Origin of the sequence: Bradyrhizobium glycinis (assembly GCF_016031655.1) — a bacterium.
In the GTDB taxonomy this organism is placed as follows: Bacteria; Pseudomonadota; Alphaproteobacteria; order Rhizobiales; family Xanthobacteraceae; genus Bradyrhizobium; species Bradyrhizobium glycinis.
The window spans coordinates 95,033-108,817 of record NZ_JACCHQ010000025.1 but is presented as its reverse complement, the minus strand read 5'-3'; the positions used below and the strand labels follow the sequence as shown (position 1 = coordinate 108,817).

At 66.6% G+C, this 13,785-nt stretch carries 14 protein-coding genes; 6 read left to right on the top strand and 8 right to left on the bottom strand.

What is annotated here, in order from left to right:
- Positions 1-353 precede the first annotated feature (353 nt).
- Genes lpxK through HZZ16_RS28985 form a run of 6 tightly spaced genes read right to left on the bottom strand, consistent with a single transcriptional unit; the run spans position 354 to position 5,887 of the window.
- Entirely contained in the window at positions 354-1,370 is a 1,017-nt protein-coding gene (gene lpxK / locus HZZ16_RS29010) for a tetraacyldisaccharide 4'-kinase (protein ID WP_197953253.1), read from the bottom strand.
- The gene (locus HZZ16_RS29005; protein WP_246510498.1) at positions 1,363-2,679 is read right to left on the bottom strand and encodes a 3-deoxy-D-manno-octulosonic acid transferase; all 1,317 of its coding nucleotides are present in this window, start codon (positions 2,677-2,679) and stop codon (positions 1,363-1,365) included. The genes lpxK and HZZ16_RS29005 overlap by 8 nt, the downstream gene beginning before the upstream one ends.
- Positions 2,672-3,391: a lysophospholipid acyltransferase family protein gene (locus HZZ16_RS29000; protein ID WP_197953249.1), complete on the bottom strand. Its 720-nt coding sequence runs from the start codon at positions 3,389-3,391 to the stop codon at positions 2,672-2,674. Before HZZ16_RS29000 ends, HZZ16_RS29005 begins: the two co-directional genes overlap by 8 nt.
- Complete coding sequence (locus HZZ16_RS28995; RefSeq protein WP_036009212.1) at positions 3,388-3,630, bottom strand: DUF4170 domain-containing protein; 243 nt, start codon at positions 3,628-3,630, stop codon at positions 3,388-3,390. The genes HZZ16_RS29000 and HZZ16_RS28995 overlap by 4 nt, the downstream gene beginning before the upstream one ends.
- Before the next feature lie 60 nt (positions 3,631-3,690).
- Positions 3,691-4,509 carry a 3'(2'),5'-bisphosphate nucleotidase CysQ gene (locus tag HZZ16_RS28990; protein ID WP_197953247.1) on the bottom strand — a complete coding sequence of 273 codons (819 nt, stop codon included), beginning with the start codon at positions 4,507-4,509 and terminating at the stop codon, positions 3,691-3,693.
- Positions 4,496-5,887 (bottom strand): TldD/PmbA family protein, encoded by a 1,392-nt coding sequence (locus HZZ16_RS28985; protein WP_197953245.1) that lies wholly within the window; start codon positions 5,885-5,887, stop codon positions 4,496-4,498. The genes HZZ16_RS28990 and HZZ16_RS28985 overlap by 14 nt, the downstream gene beginning before the upstream one ends.
- A gap of 264 nt (positions 5,888-6,151) precedes the next feature.
- On the opposite strand from HZZ16_RS28985, the gene HZZ16_RS28980 reads away from it, so the two are divergent.
- Complete coding sequence (locus HZZ16_RS28980; RefSeq protein WP_197953243.1) at positions 6,152-6,670, top strand: DUF6101 family protein; 519 nt, start codon at positions 6,152-6,154, stop codon at positions 6,668-6,670.
- 108 nt (positions 6,671-6,778) lie between these two features.
- Here the strand turns inward: HZZ16_RS28980 and ubiA are convergent, their stop codons facing one another.
- Both ubiA and HZZ16_RS28970 read right to left on the bottom strand, forming a co-directional pair.
- Positions 6,779-7,735: a 4-hydroxybenzoate octaprenyltransferase gene (gene ubiA, locus HZZ16_RS28975; RefSeq protein WP_197953241.1), complete on the bottom strand. Its 957-nt coding sequence runs from the start codon at positions 7,733-7,735 to the stop codon at positions 6,779-6,781.
- Between the two features lie 142 nt (positions 7,736-7,877).
- Positions 7,878-8,540, bottom strand: a complete 663-nt coding sequence (locus HZZ16_RS28970; protein WP_197953239.1) for a hypothetical protein — start codon at positions 8,538-8,540, stop codon at positions 7,878-7,880.
- 209 nt (positions 8,541-8,749) lie between these two features.
- Here HZZ16_RS28970 and HZZ16_RS28965 point away from each other — a divergent pair, with 209 nt between their 5' ends.
- The 5 genes from HZZ16_RS28965 (at position 8,750) to HZZ16_RS28945 (ending at position 13,739) form a co-directional block, all read left to right on the top strand.
- Positions 8,750-9,505, top strand: a complete 756-nt coding sequence (locus HZZ16_RS28965) for a 16S rRNA (uracil(1498)-N(3))-methyltransferase (RefSeq protein WP_197953237.1) — start codon at positions 8,750-8,752, stop codon at positions 9,503-9,505.
- A gap of 130 nt (positions 9,506-9,635) precedes the next feature.
- Positions 9,636-10,787: an ATP phosphoribosyltransferase regulatory subunit gene (locus HZZ16_RS28960; protein WP_197953236.1), complete on the top strand. Its 1,152-nt coding sequence runs from the start codon at positions 9,636-9,638 to the stop codon at positions 10,785-10,787.
- A 3-nt stretch (positions 10,788-10,790) separates the two neighbouring features.
- Complete coding sequence (hisG, locus tag HZZ16_RS28955; protein WP_197953235.1) at positions 10,791-11,768, top strand: ATP phosphoribosyltransferase; 978 nt, start codon at positions 10,791-10,793, stop codon at positions 11,766-11,768.
- Between the two features lie 91 nt (positions 11,769-11,859).
- Positions 11,860-12,897 carry a glycosyltransferase family 2 protein gene (locus tag HZZ16_RS28950; protein WP_197953234.1) on the top strand — a complete coding sequence of 346 codons (1,038 nt, stop codon included), beginning with the start codon at positions 11,860-11,862 and terminating at the stop codon, positions 12,895-12,897.
- On the top strand, positions 12,894-13,739 hold the full coding sequence (locus HZZ16_RS28945; RefSeq protein WP_197953233.1) for a ChbG/HpnK family deacetylase: 846 nt from the start codon (positions 12,894-12,896) through the stop codon (positions 13,737-13,739). The genes HZZ16_RS28950 and HZZ16_RS28945 overlap by 4 nt, the downstream gene beginning before the upstream one ends.
- Positions 13,740-13,785 lie beyond the last annotated feature (46 nt).

Below are 13,785 nucleotides of genomic sequence, written 5' to 3'. Positions count from 1 at the left end.
GGAGACGGCAATGAATACACCCGAATGCTACACATTCGTCGTGGCCTGCATGTCGTGCCTGACCATCATCGGATTGATGGCCGTCGGCGCGTGGTGAGCATGCCCCCTCGGCTCGTTGCAGACATGAGTCCGGCTTCGACATGAGTACAGCCGCCGCGTCGTCCGACGACGGCGGCTGCGCTCTGGGTCCGGCGATCAGCTTCCCGGCGGCGAATAGGAGGAACGCAGCTTCGCCGCGTTCTGGCGGACCTGCTTGATCTCGTCCTGCGTGAACAACGCGCGGAAGAAGATTCGCCAGCAGCGACATTTCGCGTTTCGCGACTAGGGTAGAGACGTTGCCTCACGCTGCGCGATCAGCGCGCACTGAATCTTCGCTCGCGCGCTCTGTACAGATGATCGCTGATCAATTGCCGCAGCTTCGCCGGGTCATCGAATTCGAGCTGAACCGCCAACGGCACGATGCCGTCAGGTATGCCTGCGCGGTCGCGCAAGCGTGCAAGATCCTTTTCCGTGGTCACCAGCGTGAGCTGCTCGCGCTGCGCCTCCGCTGCGAGCGCCGCGATCTCGCCTTCCGAAAACATGTGGTGGTCGGCGAAGGCGCGCGTGCGCGCGACGTCGATCCCACTCGCGCGCAGGGTGCGGAAGAAACGCTCGGGATCGCCGATGCCGGCGAAGGGGAACACCCGCTTGCCGAGCAGCTGCGCGAGCGAGGCCGCATCCGGCTTCAGGCGCGCACGCAGCTCGGGCTTGTTCCGCTTCGCGATCTCCGCCGCGACGTCGTTGGCGGCATTGCCGCCGCCGATCAGCACCAGCGCATCGGTGCGCGCGAGCTGCACCTCAAGCGGTGCGCGCAGCGGGCCTGCGGGAAACACCTCGCCGTTGCCGAGGCCGCGCTCGCTGTCGATCACGATCAGCGAGGCATCCTTGAACAGAGCAGGATTCTGGAAGCCGTCATCCATCAGGATCACGGTGGCGCCTTGCGACTTCGCCAGTGCGACGCCGTCGAGGCGGTCGCGCGCGACGGCGACCGGGACGTCACGCGCCATCATCAGGGGCTCGTCGCCGATATCGGCCGCGCTGTGGCGTGAGCGGTCGACCATCGCCGGCCCCTTCAGGCGCCCGCCATAGCCCCGGCTGAGCACGACAGGCGTCTCGCCGAGCTCGCGCAGGACCTTGGTCAACGCCAGCACGGTCGGCGTCTTGCCGGCACCGCCGACATGATAGTTGCCGACGCAGATCACGGGGATGCCGGCGTCCACGCCCTGGCGCAGCATGCGCCGTGCAGTGATCGCCCCGTAGACCGCTCCGAGCGGCCATAGCGCGTATGATTGGAGGGAACGTGGCCGGTACCAAAAGGCCGGCTCACGCATTGGCGGCCCCCATCTCGATCCGCAACTGCAGCAGATACGGCTCGAGCGCGGTCATGGTGCGATCGAGCGCACCGCCAAGCTGCTCGACCACGCCGGAGGCGGCGCGCTGCATCTTGTCGCGGATGACGGGATCGGCCAGCAACTGGCCGAGCTGCTTGACCAGCGCCTCCTGCGTGTCGGCCTGCCGCGCCCCGCCGCTGGTATCGAGCGCCTCGTAGACGTCGGCGAAGTTGAACACATGCGGACCGTGGACGATCGCGGCGCCCAGCTTGATCGCCTCGATCGGATTCTGCCCGCCATGGTGGATCAGCGATCCACCCATGAAGACGATTTCCGAGAGCCGATAGAACAGGCCGAGCTCGCCCATTGTGTCGGCGACATAGATGTCGGTCGTCGCCGTCGGCAGCTCCTCGCGCGAGCGCAAGCTGGGCTTCAGGCCGGACGCCGTGACGAGGCCTGCGATCGAGGTGCCGCGATCCGGGTGCCGCGGCACGATCACGGTGAGAAGCTGCGGGAAGAACCCGACCAGGCTGCGATGCGCCGCGACCAGCATCTCGTCCTCGCCCGGATGGGTCGAGGCAGCGACGACGATCGGCCGCCCGCGCGTCATCGCCATCAGCCGTTCGAGCTTGGCGGGGTCGGCCGGGGGCGCGGGCACGTCGAGCTTGAGATTGCCCGTCGTCGCCACGTCGCGGCCACCGAGCGCGGCAAAGCGCTCGGCATCGGTCTTCGACTGCGCAAGACAGATGTCGAACCGCGACAGCAGCGCCGAGATGGTACCGTGCATGCGCCGCCAGCGCGGGAACGAACGCGGCGACATCCGCCCGTTGATCAGCACCATCGGCACCCGCCGCGCCGCGCCGGCGAGGATCAGGTTCGGCCACAAATCGGATTCGATGAACAGCGCCAGCGACGGCTTCCAATGATCGAGGAAGCGCGCGACATAGCGCGGCGAGTCATACGGCAGGTATTGGTGGATGACGTCGGGCGGAAAGCGTTTTGCGACGACCGCGGCCGAGGTGACCGTGCCCGAGGTGAGCAGGATGCGCAGATTGAGATCGCGCAGGCGTTCGATCAGCGCGGCGGCCGCCAGCACCTCGCCAACGCTGGCACCGTGGATCCAGACCAGCGGGCCATGCGGCCGCACGTCGCGGGACAGCCCCCGCCGCTCGCCGACGCGAGCGGGATCCTCCTTGCCCTGCTTCAGCCGCCGCTTGATCAGCGCAGGCGCAAGTGGCACCAGGCCGGCGGCCAGGCGCCGGTACATCCGCAGCGTGATCGGCAGCGCAATGGGCAGCGACTTAGGCATCTTCTGGTCCCGGGCGTCCGAGCTGCGCATAGGCGCGCCGGGTCGCCTCGTTCAACGTGTCTTCCAGCTCCTGCCGCAACGTCTCCATCATGGCGGCGTCGGCATCTGCGGGAACGTGGATTTCCTTGATGCCGACCAATGCGCCCCGCCCGAATGGCAAATTGATGGTGGTGCGATCCCAGTTCTTGAGCCGGACGAAGCGGCTGGTCGCCATCGCGAAAGGCATGATCGGCCGCCCCGATTCGCGTGCCAGCATGATAATGCCGAGCCCGGCCGCGCGCGAGCGCTTGGGGACATCGGCGGTCAGCGCGACATTACAACCGGCCTGGAGCGTCCGCACCATTTCCTTGAAGGCGCCGACGCCACCTTTGCGGTGAAACGCGCCGCCATGGTCGCCGGAACCGCGGATGGTGCCGATCCCGAGCCGCTCGGCGGCGATGGCATTGAACTCGCCGTCGCGGTGCCGGGAGATCAGCACCTTGGCCCGATAGGAGGCCTTGTTCTGGTTCTTGATGAAGGGCGTCAGGAAATGCTGGCCGTGCCAGAACGCGAAGATCGCAGGGAGCTGCGGCTCGACGCGTTCGTAGACGTCAGGCGGGTCGAAGGTGAAGGTGTTGGTCCGCCAGACCAGTCGCAGATATTCGGCCGCCAGGACCCCGACGGCACGCTGAAACCAGCTGCTTCGCAGCGTATTGCGAAGCAGTCTTTTCAACGCGCCGGTTCTTGATTTGGATCGAGCAGCCGATGCAGGTGGACGATGAAGTAGCGCATCTGCGCGTTGTCGACCGTGCTCTGCGCCTTGGCCCGCCAGGCGGCGTGGGCGGTGGCATAGTTCGGATAAAGGCCGACGATGTCGACCTCGTCCAAATTCTTGAAGGTGTTGTGCTCGAGATCGACGAGCTCGCCGCCGATGACGAGGTGGAGCAGTTGTTGCGGGGCACTATCTGGCATGAGTTCTGTTCCTAAGGGCTGCCCGGCAAAGCAGTGTTCGAGAAGCACGACGAAAGCGCCTTAGGCTATGGGACGGTTGCGAAAATGCGCGACAATGCCCGCATGACGTTCGCGTCCCGCTGCCACCAGCACCCCGTGCGCCACTTCCCGGCGGTTATAGAGGATGGGTTCTCCGGAGAGGTCGCTCATCCTACCATCCGCTTCCTGCACGATCAAATCGGCCGCCGCAAGATCCCAATCATGGCTGTTGCCGCCCGCAAAAGCCGCATCCAGCGCGCCATGGGAGACCCGGCACAGCCGTAGCGCCAGCGACCCGATCCGCCGGTGCAGCTTGATCTCGCCGAGTGACGGCTTCAGCCGCTCGACCAGCGGCTTCGGGCCGGCGACGCGGGCGAAGTCGAGCTCGGATCCGCGCGTCGCGCGCACCGGCTTGTCGTTGAGCGTCGTGCCCCGGCCGCGCGTTGCGAAGAAGAATTCGTCGGTGGCCGGGGCGAACACGGCGGCAAGCACCGGCGAAGCGTCCGCCACCAGCGCGACGCTGACGCACCATTCGTCGTGGCCGCCGAGATAATTGCGCGTGCCGTCGATGGGATCGACGATCCAGGTCAGCCGCCGCGACAGCCGCGCCGTATCGTCGGCGCTCTCCTCGGACAGCCAGCCGTAATCGGGCGTCGCGGCGCGCAGGCGCGATTCGAGCAGATCATTGACCGCGATGTCCGCCTCCGACACCGGCGAGGATGCGCCCTTGGTCCACTTCCTCAGCTCGGTGCGGAACATCGACTGCGCCAGCGCGCCCGCCTCCCGCACCGTGTCCTTCAGCAGCGCCGCGTCGCGGATCAGGATGGTGTCGTCGAGAGAGTGCGCGTCAGCGTCCGCCAAGCGTCAAACCCTCGATGCGCACCGTCGGCGCATTGATGCCGTAGCGGAATTCGAGATTGTTCGCGGGCTGCATCGACTTGAAGATCTCGAACAGGTGCCCGGCGATCGTCACCTCGCTGACGGGATAGGTGATCTCGCCGTTCTCGATCCAGAAGCCGGAGGCGCCGCGGCTGTAATCGCCGGTGACTCCGTTGACGCCGGAGCCGATCAGATCGGTGACGTAGAACCCCTGTTTGATATCGGCGATCAGCTCGGCCGGCGTCGGCGTGCCGGGCTCGAGATGCAGGTTGTACGGCCCCGGCGAGGGCGAGGAGGACACGCCGCGATGGGCGTGACCGGTGGTGGTGAGGCCGAGCTCGCGCGCGGTGGCGCAGTCGAGCAGCCAGGTCGTCAGCACGCCGTCGTCGACCAGCGCGGTCCGCTTCACCGCGACGCCTTCGGCATCGAAGGTCTGCGAGCGCAGGCCGCGTTTGCGCAAGGGATCGTCGATGATGCGGATGTTCTTCGCAAACAGCTGCTGGCCGAGCTTGTCCTTCAGGAAGCTGGTCTTGCGCGCAATCGAGGCGCCGTTGATGGCACCGACGAGATGGCCGACCAGCGAGCCGGCGACGCGCGGATCGAACACGACCGGGACCTTGCAGGTCTCGACCTTGCGCGGATTGTAGCGCGCCACGGTGCGCTCGCCGGCCGAACGGCCGATGGTTTCGGGCGACAACAGATCGGCGCCATGCGGCGCCGAGGTGAAGTCGTAGTCGCGCTCCATGCTGGTGCCTTCGCCCGATATGGCGGTGGCGGAGATACCCTGGCTGGAGCGCAGGTAAGAGCCGTGGAAGCCGGTCGAGGTGACGAGCACCATGCCGCCGATGCCTGATGAGGCCGAGGCGCCGCCGGACTTGGTCACGCCCTTGACGCCGAGGGCGGCCGCCTCGGCCGCGAGCGCGCGGCGCTCGAGCTCGGCGGTCGTGGGCACGGCGGGATCGAGCAAATCGAGATCGGGGAAGTCGCGCGCGAGCAGCGCGGGATCGGCGAGACCGACATATTTGTCGTCGGGCGCGACGCGCGCCATCGCAACCGCCCGCTCGGCAAGCTTGGTGACGGCATCGCCGCTGACGTCGTTGGTAGAGACCACCGCCTGACGCTGACCGACCAGCACGCGCAGGCCGACATCGTCGCCCTCGGACCGCTCGGATTCCTCGACGCGTCCGTCGCGAACCTCGACACCCTGCGAGACGCCGCGCACCGCGACCGCGTCGGCCGCATCCGCGCCGGCGCGCCTGGCCGCCTCGACCAGCCGCTGCGCGAGATCGGAGAGCGCGGACTGATCGAACAGGTCGCGACTGGCGGCAGGCGAAAGCGTCGAGCTTGGTGAAGAGTTCACGAACGAAATCCTGTTGGGGCGGGGTTCGGGACCGGAACCCACAGATGTGCCCTGATCGCGCGGACTTCAAGCATTTTCAGCCCGCCAAAAGCTCAGATTCGCGACATCGGCGCAACGTCTCGTCAATCATGCACGCCAAGGTCTTGTCAATCATGAGGAGCGAGTGACGGTGGATTAACCAGCCTTTTTAAGCGGTTTCGGACCGCCCCGCGCTAAGGTCCTCGCATCGACCGGGAACATAATCCCGGCGGGGAGAACGAAGCCGTGAGGCGTCAAACAGCAACATGCGGGGTCCACCCCGCCGGGTCGAGCCGCTCCCTGCGGCTCGACCCTCTTTCCCTTCCGGTCCGCTTCGATGCGCATGATCCGCGCGCCGACGGATATGTCAGGCAGATCGAGCTTCATCGCGAGCGCGTCGTGCTGCGCCGTGCCGTGCGCGGCATGCAGATGGCGATCAACGTGCGCGTCGCCGACTTCACCGGCGTCGCATTGCGCGGCAACGACGAGGCGCAGACGCTCGTCCTCGTGCACCGCGATCCGTCGCTGTCCATCCCGCTGCTGATCAGCACTGACGCGGACGAGATCGCGCAGGCCTGGGCGATCTGGAGCGAGATCTTCGCGCTGCCGCAGCTCGACGAGGGTGCCCGCAAGCCCGCACCGCGCCGCCGCCGCGCCAACGCGATCCGCGCCCGCCGTCCGAAATTCCTGATGCGCCGGCGCACCGCGATGGCGCGCGAGCTGCCGGTTCATCAGGGCGAGCGCGAGATCATCGCGAGGAATTAATGGTGCCGTAGGGTGGGCAAAGCGTAGCGTGCCCACCGCTTCTGTTGAAATCTTGGAAAGATGGTGGGCACGGCGCAAGGGCGCCTTTGCCCACCCTAGGCATTCGAGTTACGCCGCCCGCAGCACGGCATCCACCAGCAATCCCGCAAACAGCAGCAGGCCGGCGTCGCGGTTCGACTTGAACAGGCGAAGGCACAGCTCGGGATCGCCGATCTTCAAGCGCACGATCTGCAAGGCCAGATGCGCGGCGAAGGCGGCAAGGCCGAGCCAGGCCGGCCAGCGCGCTTCGCCAGATGCCAGCGCGACGCCGATCAGCATCACCGCGAGCCCGTAGAACAGGATCAGCGCCTGGTGCGTATGCGCGCCGAACAGGCGCGCGGTCGACTTGATGCCGATCAGCGCGTCGTCCTCGGCGTCCTGATGCGCGTAGATCGTGTCATAGCCGATCACCCAGGAAATCGCGCCGGCATAGAGCACGAGCGCGGTGGCGTCGATGCGGCCGAAGGTGACGGCAAACCCCATCAACGCGCCCCAGGAGAAGGCGAGCCCGAGCACGATCTGCGGCCACCAGGTGATGCGCTTCATGAAGGGATAGATCGCGACGATCAGGAGCGAGGCGATGCCCGTTGCAATCGCGAAGCGGTTGAACTGCAACAGCACCACAAGACCGACCAGCGCCTGCGCGACCATGAAGACCAGCGCCTGCCTGGTGGTCACCTGCCCCGACGGCAGCGGCCGCGAGCGCGTGCGCTCGACCTTGCTGTCGAGGTCGCGATCGGTGATGTCGTTCCAGGTGCAGCCGGCCCCGCGCATGACGAAAGCGCCGATGAAGAACAGCACGATGGTGAGCGGCAGGCCGCGAATGTCATGCGCCATGCCGGCGGCCAGCGCCGCCGACCACCAGCATGGCATCAGGAGAAGCCAGGAGCCGATCGGGCGATCGAAGCGGGACAGGCGCAGGTAAGGCCGCGCCCAATGCGGCGCGAGCGTATCGACCCAGTTGCCGGTGGAATCGGCAACGCGGGCGGATGTGCTAGTGCCCAGTTTTCGAAGTTCGTATTCCATCGCGGCGCATTCCGGTACGAACTTCGAAAACTACAAGGGCACTAGCCAGAAAACCATAATTCACGTGCCGCTTATAGATTTGAAGTTCCTATGAGGATCTCGCGGCAAGCACCGTAGGAACTTCAAATCGGCGGCACGTGTATCATCGGGTCAGGACGTTGCCGTTGAGCGTATCGAAGGTGCTGCCGCCCTTCTTGCCCGCATTGGCCTCGGGCGCCGAGCCCGAGCCCAGCACTTCGCTCAGCGACGGGCCGGCTGGACCGCGCGGCTGGTTCTGCATCTGCTGCGCGACGTTGCAGACCTTCGTCGCCATGGCCTCGGTGTTCTTGTGACCTTCCTTCAGCTGCGCACCGATCTGCGGCGGGATTCCACATTTGGCGGCGTTGGTCTCGATGTACTTGATCATCTTGACTTCAGCCTGGCTGAAATTGCGGATCAGCTTGCACGCCTCGTCCGGCTGCGCGTGACGGTCGCTCGCGGCCTTGATCAGCTTGCCGCGCTTCTCGGCTTCCTCGCGCAGCGGAATGAAAGCCTTCATGCAGTCCTCGCCGGGACCGGCCTGCGTCGGGGGAGCCGCGCTGAAGGCGCCAGCGCCGCCGATCGGGGCAGCACCGTTCACGGGAAAGGACGATTGCGGAGCCGCACCGACCGAAGCGGTCGGTGCCGAACCGTTGACCGGAGGAAATGGGGAATTGGCGGCAGCCTGATTGGGCAGCGGCGCCGGGAACGCGCTTTGCGCATGAGCGCCCACAGCACCCATGGCGACCATGGCGGCAGTGATCGGAACCATCAAATGACGGATCATCAAGATAGTCTCTCCGGCAGGAGCTTACGAGGTTCAGAGCTTCCCAATTGAAGCGCGACCAGCGTGTTCGCGTTTTTACGATTCCCGCCGGCGCTTAACAACCCGTGGAATAGGGCGAGAGCGCGGCGCTGGGACGCACCAGTTCGGCAATATTTACCCCCGAAATGGCGCCTTTCGGTTAAGAACGGCCGGTAATCGGACCCCAAGCGATGCCTTCCCACGACTTTCGCGCCCCCCGCCTGTTCGTCGATGCCCCCCTGGCCCAGGACGCCAGGGTGCCGCTCGACCGCGACCAGAGCAATTATCTCGGCAATGTGCTGCGGCTGGCGGCCGGCGCCGAGGTCCTGGCCTTCAACGGCAGGGATGGCGAGTGGCAGGCTGCCATCGAAGGCCGAAAGCGGCCGGACGGCCTCGTGATCCTGCAGCAGACCCGGCCTCAGGACCGGCTCGCCGACCTCACTTGCGTCTTCGCCCCGCTGAAGCATGCCCGGCTGGACTACATGGTGCAGAAGGCCATCGAGATGGGCGCCGCCGCCCTGCAGCCGGTCCTGACCCGGTTCACCCAGGCGTCCCGGGTCAACACCGAGCGGATGCGCGCCAATGTGGTCGAGGCGGCCGAGCAATGCGGCATCCTCAGCATCGCCAGCGTGGCCGAGCCGGTGCCGCTGGAGCGCTTCCTGAGCCAGCGCCCCGCTGATCGCCTGCTGATCTTCTGCGACGAGGCGGCCGAGGTCCAGGATCCCATTCAGGGCCTGCAAGCCGCACGCGAGACCGGACGCGGTATCGACGTGCTGATCGGCCCCGAAGGCGGTTTTGCCGAGGAAGAGCGGGCGCTGTTGCTGCGCCAGCCCAGGATCCTGCGGCTGGCGCTCGGCCCCCGCATCATGCGGGCAGACACCGCCGCCGTCGCCGCCCTGGCGCTGGTGCAGGCGGTGCTGGGCGATTGGAACGGCAAAAGCGCCTGATCCTGCGCATTGCCCACCCGTTAAGCGATTGACCCTTTGGAGGTCGAAACCGCTGTCGGGCCATGCTAAGGGCTGCGCCAATTCGCCTCCCCTAGCCTGCCCGGTTCCGCCGGGACGATGGACCCCTGAGATGACCGCGACTGCCACCTCAAATGCTGCCGGCTCCGCCGCCTGGGCGGATACGCTGCTCTTGTCGTTCGCGCAGGCCGGCTACGTCAGGGCCGAGCCCGCCATCCTGCAACCGGCCGAGCCCTTCCTGGACCTCTCCGGCGAGGACATCCGCAAGAGCCTGTATCTGACCACCGACCTCTCCGGCGAGGAGCTCTGCCTGCGCCCGGACCTGACCATTCCTGTCGCGCGCGACTATCTGGCCTCGGGGCGCGCCGGCCAGCCGGCGGGGTTCAGCTACCTCGGTCCGGTGTTCCGCTACCGCAGCGGCCAGGCCAGCGAATTCCTCCAGGCCGGCATCGAATCATTCGCCCGTCAGGACCGCGCCGCGGCCGATGCCGAGATGCTGGCGCTCGCGCTGGAGGCGACGGCCGCTTTCGGCGTCCGCGACGTCGAGATCCGTACCGGCGATGTCGCCTTGTTCAATGCGCTGCTCGACGCGCTCAACCTCTATCCGGTCTGGCGCCGCCGCCTGATCAAGGATTTCAACCGCAAGATCAGCCTGGAACAGGATCTGGAGCGGCTCGCGGCCGCGACCAAAGCGACGCGCAGCGAGTATGAGGGCGTGCTGGCGGCCCTTGCCGGCTCCGACCGCAAGGCGGCGCTCGCCTTCGTCACCGATCTGATGTCGATCGCCGGCACCACCAATGTCGGCGGCCGCACCACGGCCGAGATCGCCGATCGCTTCCTCGAGCAATCGACGCTGAAGGGCGGCGCGCTGCCGCGCGAGGCGATCGCCGTGCTCAAGCGCTTCCTGTCGATCGCGGGCAATCCCGACGATGCCATCGCCGAGCTGCGCACACTCACGACCGACGCGAAGCTCGATCTCGCCTCCGCGATCGATCAGTTCGAGAGCCGGGTCGGTTTCATGGCCGCGCGCGGCATCGACGTGAAGCAGACTCGTTTCTCGACCGCGTTCGGGCGTGGGCTCGATTATTACACCGGCTTCGAATTCGAGCTGCATCACAGGGGCAACGGCGCCGAGCCGCTGGTCGCCGGCGGCCGCTATGACGGGCTGCTGACCCAGCTCGGCTCGGCCGCGCCGATCCCCGCGGTTGGCTTCTCGGTCTGGGTGGACGCGCTGAACCGGATCGGCCGCAAGGTGGGAGCTTAAGTCATGAGCGCGCCATTCGTTCTGGCCGTTCCCTCCAAGGGCCGCCTGCAGGAGAACACCGAGGCCTTCTTTGCCCGTGCCGGCCTCAAGCTGTCGAAGGCCGGCGGCGTCCGCGACTACCGCGGCATCATCGCAGGGCTCGACAATGTCGAGGTCGCCTATCTCTCGGCGAGCGAGATCGCCGCGCAATTGTCCCGCGGACTTGCCCATCTCGGCGTCACCGGTGAAGATCTCGTGCGCGAGAACATCGCCGATGCCGACAAGCGCGTATCGCTGATCGACGGGCTCGGCTTCGGTTATGCCGACGTCGTCGTCGCGGTGCCGCAGGCCTGGATCGACGTCCGCACCATGGCCGACCTCGACGACGTCACCACCGGCTTCCGCGAGCAGCATCACATGCGAATGCGGGTCGCGACCAAGTTCGTCAACCTCACCCGCGGCTTCTTCCAGGCTCACGGCATCACCGATTACCGCATCGTCGAAAGCGCGGGCGCCACCGAAGGCGCACCGGCGGCCGGCAGCGCCGAGCTGATCGTCGACATCACCACCACCGGCGCGACGCTCGCCGCCAATGGCCTGCGGGTGCTCGACGACGGCGTGATCCTGCGCAGCCAGGCCAACCTGGTGGCCGCCAAGGAGGCCGATTGGTCGCCGCAGGCGCGCGAGACGGCGCGTGTCATCCTCGATCACATCGCAGCACGGGCGCGAGCCAACAAGTATCGCGAAGTCCGCACCCGCTTCCGGCAATGCGATGCCGCCCTGCTTCAGGAAGCCCACAGCCGGTTCGGCGTGGAGGCCCCGTTCGGCGGTCCGACCTCGTCAGGCATGCTGACCCTGCACTGCCCACCGGGGCAGCTCTACGCGCTGGCGAGCTTCCTGCGCGAGCATGGCGCCGAGACCGTCTCGGTGGTCTCGCTCGACTACGTGTTCGACCGGGAGAACCCGCTGTTCGTCAAGCTCGAGGCGTTCCTGCGGCGGTGAGCCCCAGGTCCGTTCCGTTCAGCTTTGCGACAGAAAACGGCAGCTACCATATGCTGTTGAGATGACCTAAAGGCCTCTGGAACCTTGATCGATGACGCTGGGCTCTGACGTTTCCGGCATGACGACCACCGCAGCCAACGCCGCAGCGAAGGGGCTGTCGATCGTCATCCCCGTCTACAACGAGGCGGCAGGCCTCACCGCTCTGCACCAGCGCATCTGCGAGCTCGCCAAGACCCTGCGGCAGCGCTATCGCCTGTCTTGCGAGGTCGTCTATGTCGACGACGGCAGCAAGGATGCGACGCTGTCGATCGCGCGGTCATTGCCGGCCGACGCCATCGACGTTCAGGTGGTGTCGCTGTCGCGCAATTTCGGCAAGGAGGCTGCGCTGATGGCGGGCCTGGACCATGCCCGCCTCGGCGCCGTCATGTTCATGGACGGCGACGGCCAGCATCCGCCGGCGCTGGTCGAACAGCTGGTGCGGCACTGGATCGATGACGGCTATGACGTCGTCTACACCGCCAAGGCGCATCGCGACAACGAGCCCTTCCTGCGCCGGGTCGCGGTGCACGGCTTCTACGCGCTGATCAATTGGGGCGCCCGCCAGAAGATTCCGGAGGACGCCGGCGATTTCCGCCTGCTGTCACCGCGCGCGGTCGCTGCGCTGAGGCAGCTGCCGGAACGCAACCGCTTCTTCAAGGGCCTCGCCAGCTGGATCGGTTTCCGCCAGATCCGCGTCGACTACGAGCCCGCAGCGCGTGCACATGGCGTCACCACCTTCAACGCCGCGAGCCTGCTTGGCCTGTCGATCGAGGGCCTGACCTCGTTTTCAGTGGCGCCCTTGCGCTTCGCCAGCCTGCTCGGCGTCATTCTCGCAGGAGGCGCTTTCCTGTTCGGCCTTTCGATCCTCTGGGAGGTGTTCACGACCGGCAAACAGGTGCCCGGCTATCCTTCGCTCGTGATCGGCCTGATGACGATCGGCGGCGTGCAGCTCATCATGATCGGCATCGTCGGCGAATATATCGGCAAGATCCTCTCCGAGCTGAAGGCACGCCCGATCTACTTCGTCGCCGAGCACAGCGAGAAGCATTTCGAAGCCGATGAGGCTGCGAGCAGGACGGCAGCCGAATGAGCGTGGCCGCGAGCCCGCGGCGGATCTGGCTCTGCGCCGACGATTACGGCATCAGCCCGGGCGTCAACCGCGCCATCCGCGACCTGATCGAACGCGGCCGTCTCAACGCCACGTCGGTGATGATGGTGGGGCCGGCGATCGCGCGCAGCGACGTCGAGGCGCTGCAGGCTTCGGCAACGCAAAGCCCGCGTTGCGCGATCGGATTGCACGTGACGCTGTCGGCGCCGTTCCGGCCGCTCACCATGCATTTCCGCCCTTTGGACGGCGACATGTTCTTCGCCTTTCCCAAGCTGCTGCGCGCCGGACTGATGCGCCGGCTCGACCGTGAATTCATCCGCAACGAGGTGAAGGCGCAGCTGGCGGCCTTCACGGACGCGTTCGGCCGCGCCCCTGACTTCGTCGACGGTCACCAGCACGTGCAGCTGTTCCCGCAGGTGCGCGACGGCTTCGTCGATGCGGTGGTCGAGGCTGCGCCAAGCGCCTGGGTGCGCCAGGGCGGCCGCGATCTGCCGCTGGCGCAGCGGCTGGCCTCGCCGAAGGCCATGGTGCTCGATATCCTCAGCGCGCAATTCCGCCGCCGCGCCGGCCGTGCCGGCCTCAGCTTCAACCCAGGCTTCGCCGGCGCCTATGATTTCACGCGCGCCGCCGATTTCGGCGCGCTGATGCGGCAATTCCTGGACGGCCTTCCCGATGGCGGCCTCGTGATGTGCCATCCCGGCTTCGTCGACGATGTCCTCACCGGCCTCGACCCCATGACCGACGTGCGTGAACGCGAACATGCTTATCTCGCCGGCGAGGCTTTCGCGCGTTTGCTGGCGGACAGCAACGTGACGCTGGGATGAACGGCGAAAAGCGCGCCAGAGGCAGCTTGTCGCATACCGAAATTTA

Bases quoted from the DNA above. Each gene is read 5' to 3' on its own strand.
- HZZ16_RS28950 (WP_197953234.1), top strand. From the start codon at position 11,860: ATGACGCTGGGCTCTGACGTTTCCGGCATGACGACCACCGCAGCCAAC.
- HZZ16_RS28965 (WP_197953237.1), top strand. From the start codon at position 8,750: ATGCCTTCCCACGACTTTCGCGCCCCCCGCCTGTTCGTCGATGCCCCC.
- ubiA (WP_197953241.1), bottom strand. From the start codon at position 7,735: ATGGAATACGAACTTCGAAAACTGGGCACTAGCACATCCGCCCGCGTT.
- HZZ16_RS28995 (WP_036009212.1), bottom strand. From the start codon at position 3,630: ATGCCAGATAGTGCCCCGCAACAACTGCTCCACCTCGTCATCGGCGGC.
- HZZ16_RS28970 (WP_197953239.1), bottom strand. From the start codon at position 8,540: ATGATCCGTCATTTGATGGTTCCGATCACTGCCGCCATGGTCGCCATG.
- HZZ16_RS28945 (WP_197953233.1), top strand. From the start codon at position 12,894: ATGAGCGTGGCCGCGAGCCCGCGGCGGATCTGGCTCTGCGCCGACGAT.
- HZZ16_RS28960 (WP_197953236.1), top strand. From the start codon at position 9,636: ATGACCGCGACTGCCACCTCAAATGCTGCCGGCTCCGCCGCCTGGGCG.
- hisG (WP_197953235.1), top strand. From the start codon at position 10,791: ATGAGCGCGCCATTCGTTCTGGCCGTTCCCTCCAAGGGCCGCCTGCAG.
- HZZ16_RS29005 (WP_246510498.1), bottom strand. From the start codon at position 2,679: ATGCCTAAGTCGCTGCCCATTGCGCTGCCGATCACGCTGCGGATGTAC.
- lpxK (WP_197953253.1), bottom strand. From the start codon at position 1,370: ATGCGTGAGCCGGCCTTTTGGTACCGGCCACGTTCCCTCCAATCATAC.